General features: G+C 65.4%; 19 protein-coding genes and 1 tRNA gene. 8 read left to right on the forward strand and 12 right to left on the reverse strand.

Going from position 1 to position 21234, the window contains the following annotated elements; all coding sequences use genetic code 11:
* Nucleotides 1-11: 11 nt before the first annotated feature.
* A complete protein-coding gene (locus IP65_RS07335; RefSeq protein WP_054131287.1) occupies nt 12-4034 on the forward strand; it encodes a Pls/PosA family non-ribosomal peptide synthetase in 4023 nt (1340 codons plus the stop codon).
* Nucleotides 4035-4108: 74 nt separating this feature from the next.
* Entirely contained in the window at nt 4109-4696 is a 588-nt protein-coding gene (locus tag IP65_RS07340) for a 4'-phosphopantetheinyl transferase superfamily protein (protein ID WP_197279225.1), read from the forward strand.
* 147 nt (nt 4697-4843) lie between these two features.
* Here the strand turns inward: IP65_RS07340 and IP65_RS07345 are convergent.
* Nucleotides 4844-4933: transfer RNA gene (locus IP65_RS07345), tRNA-Ser, on the reverse strand.
* A gap of 161 nt (nt 4934-5094) precedes the next feature.
* Here IP65_RS07345 and hspQ point away from each other — a divergent pair.
* Complete coding sequence (hspQ, locus tag IP65_RS07350) at nt 5095-5487, forward strand: heat shock protein HspQ (protein WP_022677885.1); 393 nt, start codon at nt 5095-5097, stop codon at nt 5485-5487.
* 69 nt (nt 5488-5556) lie between these two features.
* On the opposite strand, the gene IP65_RS07355 is transcribed toward hspQ, so the two are convergent.
* Entirely contained in the window at nt 5557-6351 is a 795-nt protein-coding gene (locus IP65_RS07355) for an ABC transporter permease (protein WP_043610621.1), read from the reverse strand.
* A 217-nt stretch (nt 6352-6568) separates the two neighbouring features.
* On the opposite strand from IP65_RS07355, the gene IP65_RS07360 reads away from it, so the two are divergent.
* Both IP65_RS07360 and IP65_RS07365 read left to right on the forward strand, forming a co-directional pair.
* Nucleotides 6569-7315, forward strand: a complete 747-nt coding sequence (locus tag IP65_RS07360) for a GcrA family cell cycle regulator (protein ID WP_054131216.1) — start codon at nt 6569-6571, stop codon at nt 7313-7315.
* A 96-nt stretch (nt 7316-7411) separates the two neighbouring features.
* Nucleotides 7412-8554, forward strand: a complete 1143-nt coding sequence (locus IP65_RS07365) for a GGDEF domain-containing protein (RefSeq protein ID WP_022677136.1) — start codon at nt 7412-7414, stop codon at nt 8552-8554.
* Nucleotides 8555-8616: 62 nt separating this feature from the next.
* On the opposite strand, the gene pnp is transcribed toward IP65_RS07365, so the two are convergent.
* From pnp to IP65_RS07410, 9 genes are all read right to left on the reverse strand, one after another.
* A complete protein-coding gene (gene pnp / locus IP65_RS07370; protein WP_054131217.1) occupies nt 8617-10932 on the reverse strand; it encodes a polyribonucleotide nucleotidyltransferase in 2316 nt (771 codons plus the stop codon).
* A 299-nt stretch (nt 10933-11231) separates the two neighbouring features.
* A complete protein-coding gene (gene rpsO / locus IP65_RS07375; RefSeq protein ID WP_022677134.1) occupies nt 11232-11501 on the reverse strand; it encodes a 30S ribosomal protein S15 in 270 nt (89 codons plus the stop codon).
* Between the two features lie 22 nt (nt 11502-11523).
* Entirely contained in the window at nt 11524-12423 is a 900-nt protein-coding gene (gene truB / locus IP65_RS07380; protein ID WP_022677133.1) for a tRNA pseudouridine(55) synthase TruB, read from the reverse strand.
* Nucleotides 12424-12479: 56 nt separating this feature from the next.
* Nucleotides 12480-12860 carry a DUF6491 family protein gene (locus tag IP65_RS07385; RefSeq protein ID WP_022677132.1) on the reverse strand — a complete coding sequence of 127 codons (381 nt, stop codon included), beginning with the start codon at nt 12858-12860 and terminating at the stop codon, nt 12480-12482.
* 117 nt (nt 12861-12977) lie between these two features.
* On the reverse strand, nt 12978-13670 hold the full coding sequence (locus IP65_RS07390; protein WP_054131288.1) for a site-2 protease family protein: 693 nt from the start codon (nt 13668-13670) through the stop codon (nt 12978-12980).
* The gene (locus IP65_RS07395; protein ID WP_022677130.1) at nt 13667-14212 is read right to left on the reverse strand and encodes a GNAT family N-acetyltransferase; all 546 of its coding nucleotides are present in this window, start codon (nt 14210-14212) and stop codon (nt 13667-13669) included. The genes IP65_RS07390 and IP65_RS07395 overlap by 4 nt, the downstream gene beginning before the upstream one ends.
* On the reverse strand, nt 14209-14811 hold the full coding sequence (locus IP65_RS07400; protein ID WP_022677129.1) for a thymidine kinase: 603 nt from the start codon (nt 14809-14811) through the stop codon (nt 14209-14211). The genes IP65_RS07395 and IP65_RS07400 overlap by 4 nt, the downstream gene beginning before the upstream one ends.
* Nucleotides 14812-14838: 27 nt before the next feature.
* Nucleotides 14839-15255 carry a 30S ribosome-binding factor RbfA gene (gene rbfA, locus IP65_RS07405; protein ID WP_022677128.1) on the reverse strand — a complete coding sequence of 139 codons (417 nt, stop codon included), beginning with the start codon at nt 15253-15255 and terminating at the stop codon, nt 14839-14841.
* A 46-nt stretch (nt 15256-15301) separates the two neighbouring features.
* Nucleotides 15302-15616: a hypothetical protein gene (locus tag IP65_RS07410; RefSeq protein WP_231627590.1), complete on the reverse strand. Its 315-nt coding sequence runs from the start codon at nt 15614-15616 to the stop codon at nt 15302-15304.
* Nucleotides 15617-15645: 29 nt separating this feature from the next.
* On the opposite strand from IP65_RS07410, the gene IP65_RS07415 reads away from it, so the two are divergent.
* The 3 genes from IP65_RS07415 to IP65_RS07425 all read left to right on the forward strand — a co-directional run bounded on the left by IP65_RS07415 (nt 15646) and on the right by IP65_RS07425 (nt 18602).
* On the forward strand, nt 15646-16782 hold the full coding sequence (locus IP65_RS07415) for a hypothetical protein (RefSeq protein WP_054131218.1): 1137 nt from the start codon (nt 15646-15648) through the stop codon (nt 16780-16782).
* On the forward strand, nt 16779-18161 hold the full coding sequence (locus IP65_RS07420) for a cytochrome P450 (RefSeq protein WP_022677123.1): 1383 nt from the start codon (nt 16779-16781) through the stop codon (nt 18159-18161). Before IP65_RS07415 ends, IP65_RS07420 begins: the two co-directional genes overlap by 4 nt.
* 105 nt (nt 18162-18266) lie before the next feature.
* Nucleotides 18267-18602 (forward strand): RcnB family protein, encoded by a 336-nt coding sequence (locus IP65_RS07425; RefSeq protein ID WP_054131219.1) that lies wholly within the window; start codon nt 18267-18269, stop codon nt 18600-18602.
* A gap of 176 nt (nt 18603-18778) precedes the next feature.
* Here IP65_RS07425 and infB read toward each other — a convergent pair.
* Nucleotides 18779-21234 (reverse strand): translation initiation factor IF-2 (gene infB, locus IP65_RS07430; RefSeq protein ID WP_054131289.1); only part of this gene is annotated, 2456 nt, incomplete at its 5' end.

The raw sequence follows: 21234 nt of genomic DNA on the forward strand, positions 1-21234 counted from the left end.
AGATGAACCCGATGAGCGAAACCATCCTGGCCGTACCCCAGGAGGTTGCCGCACCCACGGTATTTGCGCCTATCGCCCCTACGCCCGCGCTGCGTGAGGACGAGCCTTACGCGCGCGACGAGCTGCTCCATGAGATCTTTGAGGCGAGCTATCTGCTCCACACGGCGCGCTGCGCTGTGCGCAAATTGGGCAACGACCCGGAAAGCAGCCGTAAGACCGAGCTGACCTATGCCGAGTTGCGCCGCCGCGCCCTGCGCTTCGCCCGGCAGTTGCGCGCGATGGGCATCAAGCGCGACGATCGCGTGGTGATCTGCCTGCCGCGCAGTCTCGATCAATACATGGCCATCCTCGGGGTGCTGTGGGCTGGTGGTTGCTATGTGCCGGTCGACTGGACCTATCCGCAGGACCGTATCGACTACATCGTGGAAGACAGCCAAGCCGTGCTGGTCGTCACCGAAAGCGAGCGCGCCGGGGCCATGGCGGTCGCCACACTGGTGGTCGACGAGGCGCTGGGCGATCTGGCCGCGCTCGACGCCGTCGGCATCGAACGCGCAGAAACCGGCGCTACCCCGCACGACCTGGCCTATATCATCTATACGTCGGGCACGACCGGCCGGCCCAAGGGCGTGATGATCACCCATGCCAATGCCTGCCATCTGGTGCGCAGCGAAAGCGCCATTCTGGCCCTTTCGCCCGAGGACAAGGTATTCGGCGGCTTCAGTCTTGCCTTCGACATGTCGGTCGAAACCATGTGGAGCGCCTTTTTCGTCGGCGCCGAACTGTTGGTGGCCGATGAAGCACTGGCCAAGGCCGGGCCGGATATCGCGATCGTGCTGGCGCGCGAAGGCGTCACGGTGTGGCACGTCGTACCCTCGCTGCTTACCCTGGTTGAAACACCCATGCCAGCCCTGCGCCTGCTCAACCTGGGCGGAGAGGCCTGCCCGCCCGATCTGGTCGAGCGGTGGTCGCGTCCGGGCCTGCGCATGCTCAATACCTATGGCCCAACCGAAACCACGGTGACCGCGACATGGACCGAGGTACAGCCGGGCCGCCGCGTCACCATCGGCCGGCCCCTGCCGGGCTATACCGCGTGGATCGTGGACGAGAACCTGTGGCCGGTTGCCGCGGGCGCCGAGGGTGAACTGGTCATCGGGGGGCCCGGCGTGGGGCCAGGCTATGTCGGCCGCCCCGATCTTACCGCAGAAAAATTCGTTCACACCCCCTTTGACGGGCCCGATGGCAAGAAAGCCCTGATCTATCGTTCGGGTGACCTCGTGCGGCTCGACGCGGTGGGGGACATCGATTTTATCGGCCGCATCGATACCCAGGTGAAAATCCGTGGCTTCCGCGTCGAACTCGGCGAGATCGAGGCGGTCATCGCCGAGGACCGGGCCATTGCGCAGGCGGTTGTCCATCTGTTCAAGGACGAGGATGGCGCGGAATTTCTCGCCGCTTTCCTGGTCGCCCGTGCTGGCGCCGAGATTGATCTCGATGCGGCGCGCACGCGTGTGCGTGAGCGCCTGCCCAATTACATGCGCCCCGCCGCCTATCAGGTGCTCGATGCGTTGCCCACCCTGCCCGCCTCGGGCAAGGTCGATCGCAAGGCGCTGGTGCGCCCCGCCATGGAGCAGGCCGAGGACCGCGACGTCACCGCGCCTGCCACGCCGATGGAAGAACTGCTTCACGCCATCTGGTCGGAAGCCTTCGCGCCACAGAAAATCTCGGTCACCGACGACCTGTTCGAGGATCTTGGCGGCCATTCGCTCAAGGCGGCCCGGCTGGTGTCGGCACTGCGCAAGGCACCGGGCCTGACGGGGGTGTCCATCCAGGACCTCTACGCGGCGCCGACCATCCGCGGGCTGGCCCAAAGGCTGGGCGATACGGCCCCGATAGCCGGCCAGGAGGAACAACCCTTTCACCATACGCCAGCGCTGCACCGCTGGCTCTGCTGGGCCGCACAGACCATTGCCTTGCTGCCGATCTATACGGTGGCCGGGCTGCAATGGTTCTTCCCCTATCTCGCGTATACCCATCTCTCGGGCAACATGAGCCGCTTGAGCGCCCTGATGCTCAGTGGTTTCAGCTTCCTGTTGATCCCGCCGCTGGCCATGCTCGCCTCGATTGTGGTCAAATGGCTGGTGATCGGCCGCTATCGCGCGGGGGATTATCCGCTGTGGGGCGCCTATTATTTCCGCTGGTGGTTCGTGCGGCGCTTTTCCGAAGTGATCGCCACGCCCTATCTGGCCGGCACACCCATGCTGCGGTTCTATTATCGCATGCTGGGCGCAAAAGTCGGCCGGAGGGTCTTCATTGGCCGGGGCCCGATCGATGTCGCCGACCTGGTCACATTGGGCGACGATGCCGTGGTCAGCGACCAGGCCATGTTGGCAACCAGCGCGGTCGAGCGGGGCATGCTGCGACTGGGATCAGCCACTCTGGGCAAAGGGGCAGCGGTAGGCTCGATGGCGGTGGTCGGGCGCAATGCCGCGCTGGGCGATGGCGCAGTGCTCGATGACCTCTCCTCGCTGGCCGCCGGCGTCACCATCCCCGCCGGCGAGCGCTGGAACGGCTCTCCGGCCGCGTGCGTGGCCAAGGGGGTTGAACACCATATCGACAATGGCGCCAGCCCGATGCGCCGGGTACTGAGTGGCATTGCCTTGGCCCTGGCCGCCTTCATCCTGCCCATCGTCGCCATTCTGCCCATCGCGCCTGGCCTCATCGCCATGATCGAGATTGACTGGAACACGCAAGGGTACTCCTATCTGCTGCTCGCACCCTTGTTGGCCATCACCTACGTGGTGCTGATGTGCGTTCTGACGATTGCGGCCAAATGGCTGCTGCTCGGCAAAGTGAAGCCGGGGCGCTATTCGATCTACAGCTGGTTCTATGTGCGCTTCTGGTTCGTCCAGCAGATCAACGGGCTCGCGCTCCAACTCCTCCACCCGATTTATGCGACGCTCTATGTGGCTCCCTGGTATCGCGGGCTGGGCGTGAAGGTGGGTGCCCGCGCCGAAATCTCCACCGCAGCCGCCATCGTGCCCGATCTGGTAGATATCGGCCCGGAAAGCTTTATTGCCGATGCGGTGCTGTTCGGCGCGGCCCGCGTGGCCCCGGGCGTGATCGAAATGGCCCATACCCGGATTGGCAGACGCTCGTTCATCGGCAATTCGGCGGTGCTGCCCAATGGGACCACGATTGGCGACAATGTGCTGATTGGCGTGCTCTCGGCCCCGCCCCGCGATGGCGCTGCCGCCAGCCCTGATGGAACCTGGTTCGGCTCCCCGCCGATCTCGCTGCCGGTGCGCCAGACGGTGGGCATGTTCGACGAGGGCGCCCGCTTCAAGCCCGGCCCCAGGCTGATCGCCACGCGCCTCTCGATCGAAGCGGTGCGCGTCATTCTCTCGCTCACGCTCTTCCTCACCTTCTTCGACATCCTGCTGTCCCTGGTTGGCGACCTCGACGATCTGGCTCATGGCGGGCAGTTGATCCTGATGGCGTTCCCCATCCTCTATGTCGGATTTGCGCTGGCCTGCGGTCTGTCGGTGGTGCTGCTCAAATGGCTGGTGATGGGCCGCTACAAGCCCACCACCCAGCCGTTGTGGAGCACCTTTGTCTGGCGCACCGAACTGGTGACAGCGACCTATGAAAACCTGGCCGTCAGCAATCTGCTGGAACCCCTGCGTGGCACGCCATGGCTGCCAGCTTATCTGCGTCTGATGGGCTGCCGCATCGGCAAGCGCTGTTACATGGACACCACCGATGTGACCGAATACGATCTGGTCGATATTGGCGATGATGTGGCGCTCAATGATTTTGCAGGCCTGCAAACCCATCTTTTCGAGGACCGGGTGATGAAGGTCAGCGGCGTGACGGTGGGTGACCGGGCGACGATCGGCTCCTATGCCATCGTGCTGTATGACGCGGAGATTGGCGCGGATGCGCAGCTGGGCGATCTGTCCGTGGTGATGAAGGGCGAAAGCCTCCCGGCCGGCACCTCCTGGGAAGGCTCACCGGCGCGGTTGGCGCAGGGGTAGTGCACGCCCCGGTCTGGCACACCGGAGCCCTGCCGCGCCGGTTCGCCGTTGGCGACGCACCTTTCGCCTGGGTGGTGCGGCTCGACGATCCAATCGTGGAGACCATGGCGCGGCAGGCGCCCTTGCGCTCCAGTGATCTGGCAGACCTGGCAAGCCGCCCACAGGCCGGCATGCGCAGCCTGCGGCGACAATTGACCAAGGTGCTGATTGCGCTGGCCAGCGGAGCGCATCCTGACAGCATTTCGATAGAGAGGCTTCCTGCAGGCGCCTTGCGGGTCACTGCGCCCGAAGGCTGGCATGTCAGCGTCGCAGGCCACTGGCCTCATGCCGCCATAGCCATCGCCCGCTGTCCCCTGGGGGTGGACATCGAACCGATCGGGGCACTACCGCCGCCACCTGATGCTCTGACTATCGGCGAAAGGCATCAACTGCGCCATGGCACCGCGCAAGATGCCTTGCGCCGATGGACAGCCAAGGAAGCCCACGCCAAAGCCTGGGGCGTTGCGGCGCAGATTGATCCCGCCCACATCCACACCTGCGTCAGCGGCAATCAGCTAACCGCCATGTCGCGGGAGGGCCGGACCTTGTGTGATCTGGCAAACCTTGGAGGGCTGCTGGCCGCCCTGGCCCGGCCGGTTTGGTGTGGCAGATCAAACACGTAAGACCCGCAGCATGGCCAGTAGTGCCCAGACGTGCACAATTGCGGAGGTCAAGTCTCGACACCACTCGAGTCCACGAGAGCAGGCAGCATTTCGCCCGCAGTTGCGTCGCATTTTAGGGTAGCCTGGCGTACTGCCGAAGGGGGCACATGGCGGAGAGGGTGGGATTCGAACCCACGGTACGGTTGCCCGTACACCGCATTTCGAGTGCGGCGCATTCGACCACTCTGCCACCTCTCCATGAAGTGCCGTGCGTCAGGCGGCGTGTGCCGCCCCGGTCGAGGACCGCGCCACTAGCGTACGATTCGGGCCTTGCCAAGCGGAAAGAGGAGTTATCCCCAGCCTGATATTCCCCAAAAGCCTTGCTTGTTTCGCAAGTGCCGCAAACCTATATTCGTTCCATGTCCATCCATGTCGAAAATACGAGCTACTTTTCTCCCCAGGCCGGCCGTCAGATTTCCGTACCGGCCGTGAGCGAGGCGCTCTTTGCGATCGGTGACGTGGTGCGCCATCGCCTGTTCGGGTTTCGCGGCGTGGTGTTCGATATCGATCCGGTCTTCGCCAATAGCGAGGAATGGTACGAATCCATTCCCGAAGACATGCGCCCCCTGCGCGAGCAGCCGTTCTATCACCTCCTCGCCGAGAACGATGAAAGCAGCTACGTCGCCTATGTCAGCCAGCAGAACCTGGCCGCCGATGCCGAAGCCGGGCCGGTAGACCATCCGTCGCTGCGCGAGATGTTCGACGGGTTTGCCGACGGGCGCTATCGCCTGCGGCGCAGCCTGTCGCACTGACCGCCCGAAACAAACAAAAAAGGCGCCGTTTCCCCGGGGAAGCGACGCCTTTTCGCATATGTGAAGCCTTCAGGCTTTCAGCTTCCAGCCCGTGCGCAGCAGGGCATAGAGGCCAAGGCCGAGTACCAGGTTGAGCACGCCCAAACCGATCGCGCCATGCAGCACGGCCATGTTGCTGCTGCCGATATCGCTTTGCCCCAGGAAGCCATAGCGGAAGCCCGAGATCACGTAGAAGATCGGGTTCAAACGGCTGACCGTCTGGAACGCGGGCGCCAGGCGATCAATCACGTAGAACGTGCCCGACAGCATCGACATGGGCGTGATGATGAAATTGGTTACAGCCGCGTTGTGATCGAACTTTTCCGCCCACAGCGAAGTTGCCACGCCTATCAGCGACAGCAGGATCGCGCCCATCAGGCCAAACCAGATGACGGCCCAGGGATGGCGCACTTCCAGCGACACGCCCGGCCAAAACATCATGGCGGCTGACACGGCAAGGCCGACCAGGATCGCGCGCGAGACGGCGGCGCCCACCAGGGCGGCAAGCAGTTCGCCTTCGGAAACCGGCGGCATCAGGTAATCGATGATCGTGCCCTGGATCTTGCCTCCAAGCAGCCCGAAGCTGGCATTGGCAAAGGCATTGTTGATCATGCCCATGGCGATGAGGCCCGGCGCCACGAAGCTGGCAAAGGGCACGCCCAGCACCACGCGGCCACCGCCGCCCAGCGCCAGGGTAAATATCATCAGATAAAGCAGCGTGGTTACCGCAGGTGCCCAGATCGTCTGGGTCTGCACCTTGAAGAAACGCCGCACCTCCTTCATATAGAGGGTCCAGAGCCCGACACTGTTGAAGCTGCGGAAAATCGGCTGTCCGGGCGGTGGAAAACCGGCTAGATGCCCGTAGGCATGACCGGCAGCGGTGCCCGCAAAGGCATCTGCCGGTTCAAGCGGTTTCGTTTCTCCGGTGGGGGACGGGAATTGGTTGGCCATGACGGGCGCGGTATCGCGCGCGGCGGCCGATGGCAAGAAGATGAAAGGGCAAGGGACGCACCCCTTGGCCCATGCAAGGGTTTTCGAACGGATGAGCTGGACCGACGAGCGGATCGAGAAACTGACCAAGATGTGGGAAGGCGGCGCAACCGCCAGCCAGATCGCTGAAGAGCTTGGCGGGGTCAGCCGCAACGCCGTGATCGGCAAGGCCCATCGCCTGGGCCTGAAGGCGCGCCCTTCCCCGGTCAAGGCCAACGACAAGAGCGAGCCTGCGGCCGCCGCCGCGCCCAAGCCGGCCAAGCCTGCAGCACCAGCCGCGCCGCCGGCTGCCGAAGCGCGGCCGGCTGCGCCCAAGCCCACGCCTGCTCCAGCACCGGCGCCGGTGGAAGCGCGCCCTGCGCCAGCGCCGCGCCCTGCGCCGGCCGCGCCCGTTGCCTCCCCTCCGCCGGCCGCCAGCGCTGCTCCGGCCGGCGACGCGGCGCCTGCGCCCGCAGCGCCGACGCCCCGTGTGGTTTCGGTTGGCCCGGGCGGCTTCCTGCGCCAGGGCCCCGGCGATCAGCAGGCACCGATCCCGCCTGCGCCGCCGCGTCGCCTGGTGCCGGCACGGCCCAGCCCGGAAATCGCCGACAAGACCAGCCTGCTCGATCTCAACGATCGCATCTGCCGCTGGCCGATGGGCCACCCGGGTGAGCCGGATTTCCATTTCTGCGGTGAAAAGGTGAACCCTGGGTTCCCCTACTGCGTGGAACACTGTGGTCGCGCCTATCAGGCGCAGCTGCCGCGTGGCCACCGCCGCCCACCCCCGCCGATGCCGTTTGGCGGGCCGCGCGTGCGCTAAGCCAGGCTATCTTGACCGGGCCTGACACCCGGTTACCACGGTTCTACGCAAGGCCGCGACCCTTAACCGGGTTGCGGCCTTGTCGTTTTGGCGGCCATGGGGAAACACGATCACCGGCGGGCCGAGAGCCCATTTCAGCGCCTGTGGCACAGGCTTGGCCTGGCGGGAGACAATGCCGCAGCCGGCGATCTTGCCGAAACGGCCAAGGCGCTTGCCGGTCGGCGGGCCTTGCTGGCACGGCTGGCGGCGCTGCTGGTGGAGCACGACCTGCCGATCAGTCCGTTCACGCTGGTGATGGCGCATGATTGCGTCACCGGCGCAAACCCACGCCTGGCCGAATTGCTGGTACAGCGCATCGCCGCCGGCCTGCCGATGGACCTTGCCTGGCTGGAACAGGCGCTACGCCATCCGGCGCAGGACATGGCCGCCGAACAACTCGTCACCCTGCTGTGCCACGTGCGCGAAAGCCTGACCGCGTTCGATCGCAGCACGCACGATGCCATGCAGGCCAGCGACGACTTTTCCGACAGTCTGCAAGGCCACCTGGCCGACATGGCACAGGCCGGGGCCGACGAGGCACTGGTGCGCAAGCTGGCCGATGCCGCCCGCGCCATGCTGGTTCAGGCAAGCCAGCTTCATGCCGAACTTGCCGCCAGCCGCAAGCGCAGCGCCGAATTGCAGAGCACGCTGGAACAGGTCCAGCGCGTGGCGGACGAAGATCACTTGACCGGGCTGGCCAACCGCCGCGCGTTCGAGCGCCAGTTTGCCGCCGCGCTGGATCTGGCGCGCCGGACGGCCGCCCCGCTGTGCTTGGCGGTGGTGGATATCGATCATTTCAAGCACATCAACGATCGCCACGGCCATGCTGCCGGTGATCGCGTGCTCAAGGTGATTGCTGAAACCATCGCCACGCTGCGCGATTGCGAATGCTTTGTCGGCCGCATTGGCGGGGAGGAATTCGGCGTGCTGTTTCCCGGCCACAACCCCGGCCAGGCGCTGGCCCTGCTCGATGGCGCGCGGGCCCGGGTTGCCGAACGACGCATGATCAACCGCAGCACCGATGTTCCGTTCGGCTTGGTCACGATTTCCGGCGGCATTGCCGATGCTGTGGCCTGTGGCGACCTGGAAAGCGCACTCAGCGCGGCAGACGGCGCGCTCTATGCTGCCAAGAATTCCGGGCGTAACCGCGTGATGCTGACCGACCGCGCGCAGCGGGCCGGGCAACGCGCCAGGCCCTGACGCAAAAAAAGGCCCGCACCGGGTGGTGCGAGCCTTCCTTGTTGCCATCAGGCCGGAATGCCTCAGTCGTCAGACTTGAGGAACGCCGGCATGTGATCGGGAGCCGGGCCTTCGTCGCGGTCACGACGGGGGCGATCGCCACCTTCGCGACGCGGACCACGATCGCCATCGCGGCGCGGGCCACGATCGCTGCGCGGGCCACGACGGTCACCACCGCGATCACCGCGGTCGCCACGATCACCGCGCGGTTCACGCGGTTCGCGCGCCGGGCGGGTATCTTCCAGCGCTTCGCCAGTTTCCTGGTCCACTACGCGCATCGACAGACGGACCTTGCCACGGTTGTCGATCTCGAGGACCTTGACCTTGACTTCCTGGCCTTCCTTGACGACGTCGCCCGGCTTTTCCACGCGCTCGTTCTTCATTTCCGACACGTGGACGAGACCGTCCTTGCCACCCATGAAGTTCACGAAAGCACCGAAATCGACGATGTTGACGACCTTGCCGTTATAGACCTTGCCGACTTCCGGTTCTTCGACGATGCCAAGGATCCAGTTCTTGGCCGCTTCGATCTGCGAGAGATCGGACGACGAGATCTTGATCAGGCCTTCGTCGTCGATGTCGACCTTGGCGCCGGTTTCCGCGACGATTTCGCGGATGACCTTGCCGCCGGTGCCGATCACTTCGCGGATCTTCGACTTGTCGATCTGGAGCGTCTCGATGCGCGGAGCATGGGCCGACAGCTCGTTACGAGCCGAACCCAGCGCCTTGGTCATTTCACCCAGAATGTGCGCGCGGCCTTCCTTGGCCTGGGCCAGGGCCTTGCGCATGATTTCCTCGGTGATCCCGGCGATCTTGATGTCCATCTGCAGCGAGGTGATGCCTTCGCTGGTGCCGGCCACCTTGAAGTCCATGTCGCCCAGGTGATCTTCATCACCCAGGATGTCGGACAGGACGGCAAAGTCCTTGCCTTCCAGGATCAGGCCCATGGCGATGCCCGAAACCGGGCGCGCGATGGGAACGCCAGCGTCCATCATCGACAAGCAGCCGCCGCACACCGTGGCCATCGACGAAGAGCCGTTGGATTCGGTAATGTCGGACAGCACGCGGATCGTGTAGGGGAACTCGTCCTTGGTCGGCAGCACCGGGTTGAGCGCGCGCCAGGCCAGCTTGCCATGGCCCACTTCGCGGCGACCGGGGGCGCCAAAGCGGCCCACTTCACCCACCGAATAGGGGGGGAAGTTGTAGTGCAGCATGAAGCGCTGATAGCTCAGGCCATCGAGCCCGTCGATCATCTGCTCTGCATCCTTGGTGCCAAGGGTGGTGGTGCAGATGGCCTGGGTTTCGCCGCGGGTGAACAGCGACGAACCGTGGGTGCGCGGCAGGAATCCAACGATCGATTCGATCGGGCGAACCTGGGTGACGGTGCGGCCGTCGATACGCTGACCATCCTTGATGATGGCGCCGCGCACGATTTCGGCTTCCAGCTTCTTGAGCGTCTTGATCGCCACCATCTGCGTCTGCGGGGTTTCATCCGCAAACAGCGTCTTGGCCTTGGCGCGCACGTCGTTCAGGGCGTTCGAACGGGCCGACTTGTCGGTCAGCTTGTAAGCCGCCGCGATATCGGCGCCAACGCCCTTCTTGAGCTTGGCCTTGATGTCGGCGGTGTTGTCCGACAGGTCGATTTCCCAAGGATCCTTGGCGGCCTTTTCTGCCAGCTCGATGATCGCGCCGATCACCTTGCGGCTTTCGTTGTGGGCAAAGACCACCGCGCCGAGCATTTCGTCTTCGGTCAGTTCCTTGGCTTCCGATTCCACCATCATCACGGCAGCGTCGGTAGCGGCAACCACCAGGTCGAGGCGGCCAGAGGCAGCTTCGGACAGCGACGGGTTGAGCTGGTATTCGCCGTCCTTGAAGCCGACGCGCGCAGCGCCGATCGGGCCCATGAACGGCACGCCCGAGATGGTCAGCGCGGCCGAGGCGGCAACCAGCGCGACGATATCGGGTTCGGTCTCGCCGTCATAGCTCATCACCTGGCAGATGACGTTGATTTCGTTGTAGAAACCTTCGGGGAACAGCGGGCGCACCGGGCGGTCGATCAGGCGCGAGACCAGCGTTTCCTTTTCGGTGGCGCCGCGTTCACGCTTGAAGAAGCCACCGGGGATGCGGCCAGCTGCGGAAAACTTTTCCTGATAGTGCACGGTCAGCGGGAAGAAGTCCTGGCCTTCCTTCACTGACTTGGCGGCGGTCACCGCGCAAAGCACCACGGTTTCGCCATAGGTAGCCAGCACGGCACCATCGGCTTGGCGCGCAATGCGGCCAGTTTCCAGAGTGAGGGTCTTTCCGCCCCACTCCAGCGATACGGTCTTGACGTCGAACATGAATATTCCTTCGCCCCACGGGCCCTATTGCCGGCGGGATTTGCTGCCGGGGTGCCGTCCCGGTCCGGTGTGGGGCTTGGCCCCGTGGTGCCTGCGCCGAATTGCGCGAGGCGCCTTTGCCTTACCATGGATTGCGCCAGCGCCGAATGCCTTTTGCATCGGATCGTGGCCAATCCAGGCCTGTCTGCCTTGATAGGCAGATCTACAAACAAAACGGTCGGCCGGGTGGCGGCCGCCGCCAGCCTCGCTGGCGGATCTATAAACAAAACGGCCCGCCGGGTGGCGGGCCGTCTGTGAACTTACTTACGCAGACCAAGCTTCTGGATCAGCGCGTTGTAGCGATCGACGTCCTTCTTCTTCAGGTAGTCGAGCAGCGAACGACGCTTGTTCACCATCTGCAGAAGGCCACGACGCGAATGGTTGTCCTTGTGGTGGCCCTTGAAGTGTTCGGTGAGGTTGACGATCCGCTCGGTGAGGATAGCCACCTGAACTTCGGGCGAACCGGTATCACCGGCGGCGCGCGCGTTGTCCTGGATGATTTCCTGCTTCTTTTCCGGGGTCACCGACATAAGTATTCACTCCGCGACATGCTCAAAGGTTGAAACCCCGTTCAACGCGCAAGGCGCCGCCTGCCAGCATGACCAGCGCGACCGGCTTGCCGCCGCACCGCGCCCACCATAGCCCGTCAGGAAAGGGCAACCCCGAAAGAACGCGGCCCTGGCGGACCGCCCCGGCCTGTTCGGGGTTGAGGTCAAGAGCCGGGATGTCGACCAGCCCTGCCTCCACAGGCAAGATTACGTTCTCAAGGGGCGCGCCTTGGCCCCAATCGTTCAATTTGTCCAGCGAAATCGCCTGATCCAGGGTGAACGGCCCGCCCTTGAGACGGCGCAGCATGGTCACATGGCCACGTGTGCCAAGGGCCAGGGCAATGTCGCGCGCCAGGCTGCGGATATAGGTGCCCTTGGATACATCGGCCTCCAGCGTGGCGCTGTCCAGCGCGGCGTCGCTGCCCTGGGTTTCCAGCACGCGCAGCGCATGGATGGTCACGTTGCGGGCGGCCAAGACCACGTCATGCCCGGCGCGCGCCAGGTCATAGGCGCGCTCGCCATCGACCTTGAGCGCGGAATAGGCCGGCGGCACCTGGGCAATCGGCCCGGTAAAGGCCGCCAACGCCGCATCGAGCGCGGCGCGGGTGGGCCGCACCGTACTGTGGCCGATTACCGCCCCTTCCAGATCGAGCGTATCGGTTTCTGCGCCAAAGGCCACGGTGAAGGCATAGGCTTTATGCGCATCGAGCATGCGCCCGCACAGCTTGGTTGCCTCGCCCACGGCGATCGGCAGCACGCCAGTGGCCAGGGGATCGAGCGTGCCGCCATGGCCCACCTTGCACTTGCCAAGGCCGCGCGCGCGCAGGTTGCGCTTCACCGCCGCCACACCCTGGGTCGATCCCAGGGTCAGCGGCTTGTCGAGAATGATCCAGCCATCTGCCATGGTCGCGCGCCCTAGCGGCTGCGCGCCGCTCTGTCAGCCCTTTGGCGCAGGGCGCGTCAGGCCGCAGGCTTTGCCTGCGCCGTCTTAGCCTTCATCGGCGGGCCAGCCACCTTGACCAGGCTTTGCACAGGATAGCTTTGCCCGTGCACCACCACGCTGGCGAAACGGTCAAAAGTATCGGTGCCGCGCGCGTCGAAACCGATCGCCTGGGCAAACGGCAGATCGAACGCCGGGCCCATCAGGCTGGCACGATACCACTGGCCGCTCTGGTCCTGGACATAGAGCGTGCTGTCACCCTGGGCGCGCCAATCGCGAATGCCGCCGTGGTTGACGAAGGGGATCGAGGCCTCGGCCGGCCGGGCCGGGCTTGCCGGCGCCTGGGCGAGAGCGGGGGTTGCGGCCAGCGCCAGCGCGGCCAGTGCAGCAATGCGGATCATGGGCCAACTCCTTGTCATGTCGAACCAATGGTATCGACATGGGCAGCGCGCCCGCACGATCAAGCCCGGCGCGACAATTGGCGACCAAGCTGAAAGGGCGTTAATCCCCCCGCGGCATCAGCCCAGCGGGCGGCCTGCTACCAGTTCGGCCAGCGCGATGTAATGGTCGGCCAACCACGTCACCGGCGGCACGACGACTGCACGCACCGGATCGAGCGATGGCATCATCCAGGGCAGGACCACCAGCAGGACCAGCATGATCGGAAAGCCCAAGGGTCGCAGTCGGGCATAGGCCTGCGCCGCCGGGCGCGGCAGCAGGCCCTCGACGATGTGCGATCCATCGAACGGCGGCAGCGGAAGCAGGTTGAAACAGGCCAGGAACAGATTGATGGCCAGGAAATTCACCAGGTTCGCCGCCACGAACTGGGCCACCGCGCCCGATCCCGGCGCCAGCCGCGCCATGATCCCCAAGCCCAGCGCCGCCACCACGGCCAGGGCAAAGTTCATCGCCGGCCCAGCAGCGCCCACCAGCATCATCGCCCGGCGCGGATGCGGCAGGCCGCGCACATCGACCGGCACCGGCCGGGCCCAGCCAAAAACCGGCGCATGGGCGAGCGCGAGCATGCCGGGCAGGATCACCGTGCCCACCGGATCGACGTGGCGCAGCGGGTTGAAGCTCAACCGCCCCATGTCCTGCGCGGTGTGATCACCCAGCAGGCGGGCCATGCGGCCATGCGCCACCTCGTGAAACACGATGGCCACGATCATCGGAATGGCCACCGTGGCGAGGCTGTACAGCGTGTCGTTCATGGCCGTGCCATCCATTCGTCGCGCAGGATCGAAAACAGCACCGTGTCGCGCACCCGGCCCGTCCAGGTGCGGCGTTCGTGGCGCATCAGGCCTTCTTCCACACCGCCCAGCTTACGCACGGCGGCCTGGCTGCGGGCGTTGATCCGATCCACCTTGAACACCACGCGCTCCAGTCCGCAGGCAAAGGCATGGCCGAGCATCAGCCGCTTGAGGCGGCCGTTGAAGCCCGTGCCGCGCAGCGCCGGCACGATGAAGCTGTTGCCGATCTCGATCGACCAGCCTGGCGCGCCATGCTCGATCCAGCCGGTCATGCCCACCACCACGCCATCGGCCAGCACGGCATAGATCCGCCGTGCGGTCCCGCCTTCAAGCAGGCGATCGAATTGCGGATCGAAACTGTCGCCCAGATAATCATGCGGATAGACCGCCCATATCTCCTGATCCTGCGCACAGGCGGCACGCAGGCCTTCGCGGTGCCGCTCTGCCAGCGGCTCCAGCGCCAGGTTGCCCTGGGCCAGGGGAACGTAAAGGCCATCGCTCATGGGTGTTCGTCCTGGCGAAGCGCCGCACTGAAATGCGCGCGGCAAAGAGAAAGATAGCGTTCGTTGCCGCCGATTTCGGTCTGCGCGCCTTCGCGCACCGGATGCCCTTGTGCATCGACCCGCAGGTTCATCGTCGCCTTGCGGCCGCAGTGGCACACCGCCTTCAATTCCACCAGGCTGTCGGCCAGGCCAAGCAGCGCGGCAGAACCTTCGAACAGGTCTCCGCGGAAATCAGTGCGCAGGCCATAGCACAGCACGGGAACGCCCGCGCGATCGGCCAGATCGGCCAGTTGCCATACCTGTGCCCTGGTCAGGAACTGCGCCTCGTCCACCAGCACGCAGGCGAGCGGCCCCGTGGCCAGTTCGGCGCTGACCGCCTGCCACAGATCGGTTTGCGGGGAAAAGCGGTGGGCATCGGCATAAAGGCCAACGCGGCTGGCAATGGCCCGCCCCGGCCCAAGGTGTTCGGCGCGATCATCGAGCGCGGCGGTCCACAGCATCGTTGCCATGCCACGCTCGTGATAGTTGAACGCGGCCTGGAGCAGGTTGGTCGATTTGCCAGCGTTCATGCTGGCATAATAGAAATAGAGCTTGGCCATTGTGGCGCGAGGCGGTGGCGGGGCCGATCAGCCCTCGCCCTCTCCCGCCGCATCCTCGCCCAGATCGCGGCGCACGCGCGGATCGGACAGCAGCGCATCGATCCGAAATGCCTCGTCAAAGCTTTCATCGGGCAGGAACTTGATCCGCGCGGCATATTTCAGCTTGAGCCGGCCGGCCACTTCCTTCTGGAAATAGGCGGTGTGCGTGCGCAGGGCCTTGAGCACGATCTCTTCGTCCTCGCCAAGCAAAGGCTTGATGAAGACGGTGGCGTGGCGCAGATCGGGCGACATGCGCACTTCGGTAACCGACACGGTATGCGCGCTGAGCACATCATCATGGACGTACTGGCGCGTGAGCAGTTCGGACAATACGTGGCGCACCTGCTCGCCCACCTTGAGCAGGCGGACCGAGCGTTGTTCGGGAGAGGCATTCTGGCGGTTCATCGCGCCCTATATGGGGCATTGCCCGCGATTTCGCCAGAACCTTGGGTCAATAGCGGGGGAAGATCTTGCGCACGAGTTGGCCGCGCCACGGAAACCCATGATAATTGAAGAAGAACCAGCCAAATGCACGCACCGCCAGCCACACCGGCCAGGCCATGGGATCGCCCTCTTGCCGCAGGCCGCGAAAGAACGCGGCATCGGCGCGGCGGCGATCAGCCTCTCGGCCGCCCCCGGCAATGCCATAAGCATTGTCATGGCGCCGGCATGATCCATTGCGGTTGTATTTAAATCCATTAAGGAACAGACAGTAGTCCCTCTGCCCTGGATCACACACGTCAGCCCCCTGCACTTGTGATATCACCTGACCATGTATTTGGCGTGGATGGGGCAATGTTCAAGCGCAAAGTGTTCTATATTGGTGGTTTCGACCCGAGGGGCGCGCGTTTCTATCATGGATTGCTCGCACAACAGATCGCCGCACACAATGCGCGTGATTGCGCAGGCAATTCCCTGATCCTGTCGGCGCGGCACGCCGCCGGACATGGGGACACTGCCTGGACGGTTGCCGATGCCACCACCACGATCACCAGCGCTTTCCACGTCCTGGCGTGGGACGATATCGTGCGCCGCGCCTGGATCAGGGGCGGCCTGCGCGTGCTGCTGGCCAGCGCCCGCGCCTATGTCCGCCTCTTGTGGCAGACCGATCTTGCCTGCCTGCGCCGCGTGCCGCACGGCAGCCGCGTGGCGCTGTTCCTGCCGGCGCTGGCGCTGCTGGTGCTGCCGCTGCTGGCCGGGTTGGGCGCAGCGCTATTTGCCATGCTGATCGGGCAGGCCTGGCTGGCACCGCTGTTCGGGCTGGCGCTTGCCGCCGTGCTCGCGCTGATGCTCGGGGGGCGCGGCCACATCGGCTGGCTGGTGCAGTTCATCATCTTCAACGATGCCCTGGCCGCCGGGCGTGGCGATCCGGCACTCGCCACCCGGCTCGATCGCTTTGCCGATACTATCGACGGCGCGCTGGCCGCCGATCCGCCGTGGGACGAGGTGCTGCTGGTCAGCCATTCCAACGGCGCCGTTCTGGCCGCGGGCGTCATCGCCCGATTGCTTGCCCGCCACGGCGGCGTGCTGCCTTCCCGCGTGGCGCTGGTCACGCTGGGGGCCAGCCTGCCGATGCTCGCCTCTCGCCGCGACGCCCGCGATTTTGCCGGCACCATGGCAAAGCTGGCGCAGGGCCGTTTCGCCTGGCTCGACATCGGCTCGCCCACCGATGGCGCAGCCACCCCGCTGGTCGATCCCTGGCTGGGCCGCGCGCCAGCCCGCCACGCTGGGCTGGTGCAGTTGTCCCCGCGCTGGTTCGCGTTTTGCGATGCCCAGACCTATGCCGCGCGGCGCAAGGACAAGTATCTCACCCATTTCGATTATCTGCGCCGGCTCGATCGCCCGTCACCGCTCGATTACCTCGGCCTCACCTGCAGCGACCAGCCACTCGCCGCCAGTATCGCCGCCTTTCGCCAGGTATCGCGGGCATGACCGAGCCGCCCGCGCTGGTCGTGCCGCCGTTCCCTACGCCGTTGCGGCGCAAGGCGGGCCTGCTGCGCCGTTTCGTGATCGGCTGGGGCAGTTGGATCCACACGCTGTTCGAAAAATCCTATCGCATGAAAATGGGCACGGTGCGCTTTCCGCTGCTGCGCTTTTTCGTGATCAACGACCTGGCCCTGGCGCGAGATGTGCTGGAAGAACGCCACTGCCCGTGGCCCAAGCACGGCTTGATGACCGAACTGCTGCGCCCGTTGATGGGCGAAAGCGTGTTTTCTGCCAATGGCGCGCAGTGGCAGGCGCAGCGCGCGATGATCAATCCCGCTTTCGCCCAGGCTGGCCTTGGCCGCGCCTGGCCGGCCATGCGTGCCGTTGCGCAGGATATGGCCGGGAACCTGCACCAGGCGGCGGCGCGGGGGCCGGTGGATATGGAACAGGCGATGACGGCGGTGACGGCAGACGTGATCTATCGCACGCTGTTTTCACAAAGCCTGCCCGCCGATGCGGCCGAAACCGTCTTTGCCGCCTTTGATCGCTATCAGCGCCATGCCCAGCGCTATGCCATGCTGCGCCTCTACCGCCTGCCGCTCATGCGCCAGCGCCAGCGGCTGTCCCAGGCCGCCGCCGCTATCCGCACGCTGTTCGCCCCGCTCGTCGATGCCCGGATGGCAATGCGCGCGCGCCTGGGCCAGCCCCTGCCGCCGGCCGATATTCTCGATGCGCTACTCGATGCGCGCCATCCGCATAGCGGCGCACCGTTTTCGCGCGAGGCCCTGCTCGATCAGCTTGGCACGATCTTCCTCGCCGGCCACGAAACCTCGGCATCCGCGCTGGCCTGGGCCAGTTATCTTCTGGCTGGCGACGCGGGGCTACAGGATCGCCTGGCCGCGCAAATCGCCGCTGTCACGGGGGGCAGCCCGCTCGCCGCCGATCATCTCAAGGCTTTGCCCGAACTGCGCCATCTCTTTCAGGAAGCGCTGCGCCTCTATCCCCCGGTCAGCTTCCTGATGCGCGAGGTCGTCGCGCCGCAGATCATGCGCGGCAAGGCGATGGCGTCGGGCGATCTCGCGGTGGTGTCGCCCTGGCTGATCCAGCGCAACGCCGACAACTGGGCCTGCCCGCACGCGTTCGATCCGGGCCGCTTTGCCCGCGCCGAGAATGCCAGGGCCGCGCGCGAGGCTTGGCTGCCGTTCGGCAAGGGCCCACGCGTGTGCATCGGCCAGGGCTTTGCCATGCAAGAGGCGATGATCGTGCTGGCCACGCTGCTGCGCGAATTTCGCCTGGCGCCCGCCGCAGGCTCCGCGCCGGAACCGATCAGCCGCCTGACCCTGCGGTCGCGCCATGGCATCCACTTGCGGCTCACCCTGCGCTGACGGCCGATTAGGTAACAAAATCGATACAAAGTCAGACATTTGTCGTGGGAGCCGGCACGGCGTTGAGCCGTTGAGGCAGGGTCAGTTTCATTGGAAAGGACCGCCATGAACAAGTTTCTCGCCACGGTTGCCGCCCTTGCGGTGGCCCTGCCCGCCGCCACCCCTGCGCTCGCCCAGCACTATGATGCGCGCCACGATCAACGCCACGACGTGCGCCAGGACATGCGCCGTGGACCGGTCAAGATGAAGCCCAACCCGTTCCGCAAGGGGCAGCGCTTCGACCACCGCCGCGCGCCCAACTATCGCGTGGTCGATTACCACCAGTACCGTCGCTTGTCGGCGCCGCCGCGTGGCTATCACTGGGTGCGGTCGGGCAACGATGCCCTGCTGGTGGCAATCGGCAGCGGCGTGATCGCCTCGGTGATCGCCAATACGTTCTGATCCGCGCGCGACCGGATCACATCGAGGGGCGGCCTTGCAAAAGGCCGCCGCTTTTCGTGCGAGGGTCGTGCTCCACAGCCCGCGCCCAACACAGGCTACAACCGCCAGCGCCATGAACGAAAAAGGCGGCCCTTCCCGTGGGAAAGGCCGCCTTTTGTTGTTTACCGATCCGAAGATCAGAGCGTGCGTTCGCGCTCTTCCACTTCGAACACTTCCAGCGTGTCACCAGCCTTGATGTCGTTGGTGTCCTGCAACACCACACCGCATTCCAGGCCTGCGCGCACTTCCGAAACGTCGTCCTTGAAGCGACGCAGCGAGGCAATCGTGGTCTTGCTGACGATGACATCGTTGCGGGTAAGACGCGCGTAGATGCCCTTGCGGATATAGCCTTCCAGCACCAGCAGACCGGCCGCCTTGTCCTTCTTGCCCGCGGGGAAGACTTCCTTGACTTCCGCACGGCCCACAACGGTTTCGATGCGCTCCGGACCCAGCTCGCCGGCCATTTCCTTGGCGATGTCGTCGGTCAGCTGATAGATCACGTCAAAGTACTTCATCCGCACCTTGTTGCGCTCGATCAGCTCGCGCGCCTTGGCGTTGGGACGGACGTTGAAGCCCACGATCGGCGCGCCGGAAGCCTGGGCCAGGCCCACGTCGCTTTCGGTGATCGCGCCCACGCCGGAATGCAGCACGCGCACCTTGATCTCGTCGGTCGAGAGGCGGTTGAGTGCATTGACGATCGCTTCGGTCGAACCCTGCACGTCGGCCTTAATCACCACCGGATACTCGATGACGCTCTGCTTGGCCGCCAGCGCAGAGAACATGTTCTCCAGGCTCGACGGGGCAACGGCGGTGCGCTTGGCAGTGGCCTTTTCCTGACGGTAGGCCGCCACTTCACGGGCACGTGCTTCGTTTTCGACCACGGTGAGCGTGTCACCAGCCATCGGCACACCGCCAATGCCCAGCACTTCCACCGGCAGCGACGGCGGCGCAGACTTTACCTGGCGGCCCTTGTCATCCAGCATGGCGCGCACGCGGCCAGACTGGGTGCCCACCACCAGGATATCGCCGACATGCAGCGTGCCGCGGTTGATCAGCACGGTGGCCAGCGGGCCCTTGCCCTTGTCGAGCTTGGCCTCGATCACGGTCGCTTCGGCGGCGCGATCGGGGTTGGAACGCAGTTCCATCAGTTCGGCCTGGAGCAGGATCTTCTCGATCAGCGTGTCGAGACCCGCGCCGGTCTTGGAGGAAACCTCCACGTCCTGCACGTCGCCCGACATGTCTTCCACGATCACTTCGTGTTCGAGCAGACGTTCGCGGATCTTCTGCGGGTTCGCCTCGGGCTTGTCGGCCTTGGTGATCGCCACGATCATCGGCACGCCGGCCGCCTTGGTGTGATTGATGGCTTCGATCGTCTGCGGCATGATGCCATCATCGGCAGCCACCACCAGGATGACGATGTCGGTGACATTGGCACCGCGCATGCGCATCTCGGTAAAGGCTTCGTGGCCTGGCGTATCCAGGAAGGTGATGTAATCGCCGCCCTTGGTCTTGATCTGATAGGCGCCGATATGCTGCGTGATGCCGCCGGCTTCGCCGCGCACCACGTCGGTGCCGCGCAGCGCGTCGAGCAGGCTGGTCTTGCCATGGTCAACGTGGCCCATGATCGCCACGACCGGGGGCCGCGACTTGAGCGTGGTATCGGCATCGATGTCCGAAGCGGTATCGATATCGACGTCGCTATCGCTCACGCGCTGAATGTTGTGGCCAAATTCGGTCACCAGCAGTTCGGCGGTATCCTGGTCGATGGCCTGGTTGATGGTGACCATCATGCCCATCTTGAACAGCGCCTTGACCAGGTCCGCGGCCTTTTCAGCCATGCGGTTGGCCAGATCCTGCACGGTGATCGCTTCAGGCACGATCACATCGCGCACTTGCTTTTCACGCGCCTGGGTCTGCCCGGCGAAGTGCGCACGGCGCTCCTTTTCACGGGCGCGCTTGAGCGCGGCGAGCGAACGGGCGCGAGCGCCCTCGTCTTCGTTGAGCGCGCGCGTCACGGTCAGCTTGCCCGCCTGGCGGCGATCATTGGCGTTCTTGTCACGCGGGGCATGCGCCGGCTTCTTGGCCGGTTCGGGGCGCTTGGGCGCCACCACCGGGGTAAAGCGGCGCGGCGCGGGCACGGCAGCAGCCGGGGCCGGGCGCGCAGCCGGCGCAGCGGCTGCGGCAGGAGCCGGAGCTTGTGCCTGGACCGGTTCTTCGGCCGCGGCAGCCGGAGCAGACGCCACTGGCGCGGCGGCAGGCGCCGGCTCGGCAGCGGGCTGCGCCGCAGCGGTGGGCGCCACCGGTGCGGGTTCAGCAGCCGGAGCCGGTTCAGCCGGGGCGGCTTCGGGCGCGGCAGCAGCCTGGGCAGCAGCAGCAGCGGCTGCTTCCTTTTCCCCAACGCGGCGGCGTTCTTCCTCGATGGCGCGCAGGCGTTCTTCCTGCTCGCGGCGGTTGGCCGCTTCCAGCGAAGCGAGGCGGGCTTCCTCGGCCTGGCGCAGCAGGCGGGCCTGCAGTTCCTGGCGCGTCTCGCGCGAGGCGGTGGGGGAAACTGGCGGCGGCGGCGGCGGCACGACCGGCGCACGCGCGGCCGGCG

It is taken from the genome of Novosphingobium sp. AAP1 (genome assembly GCF_001295765.1).
In the GTDB taxonomy this organism is placed as follows: domain Bacteria; phylum Pseudomonadota; class Alphaproteobacteria; order Sphingomonadales; family Sphingomonadaceae; genus Novosphingobium; species Novosphingobium capsulatum.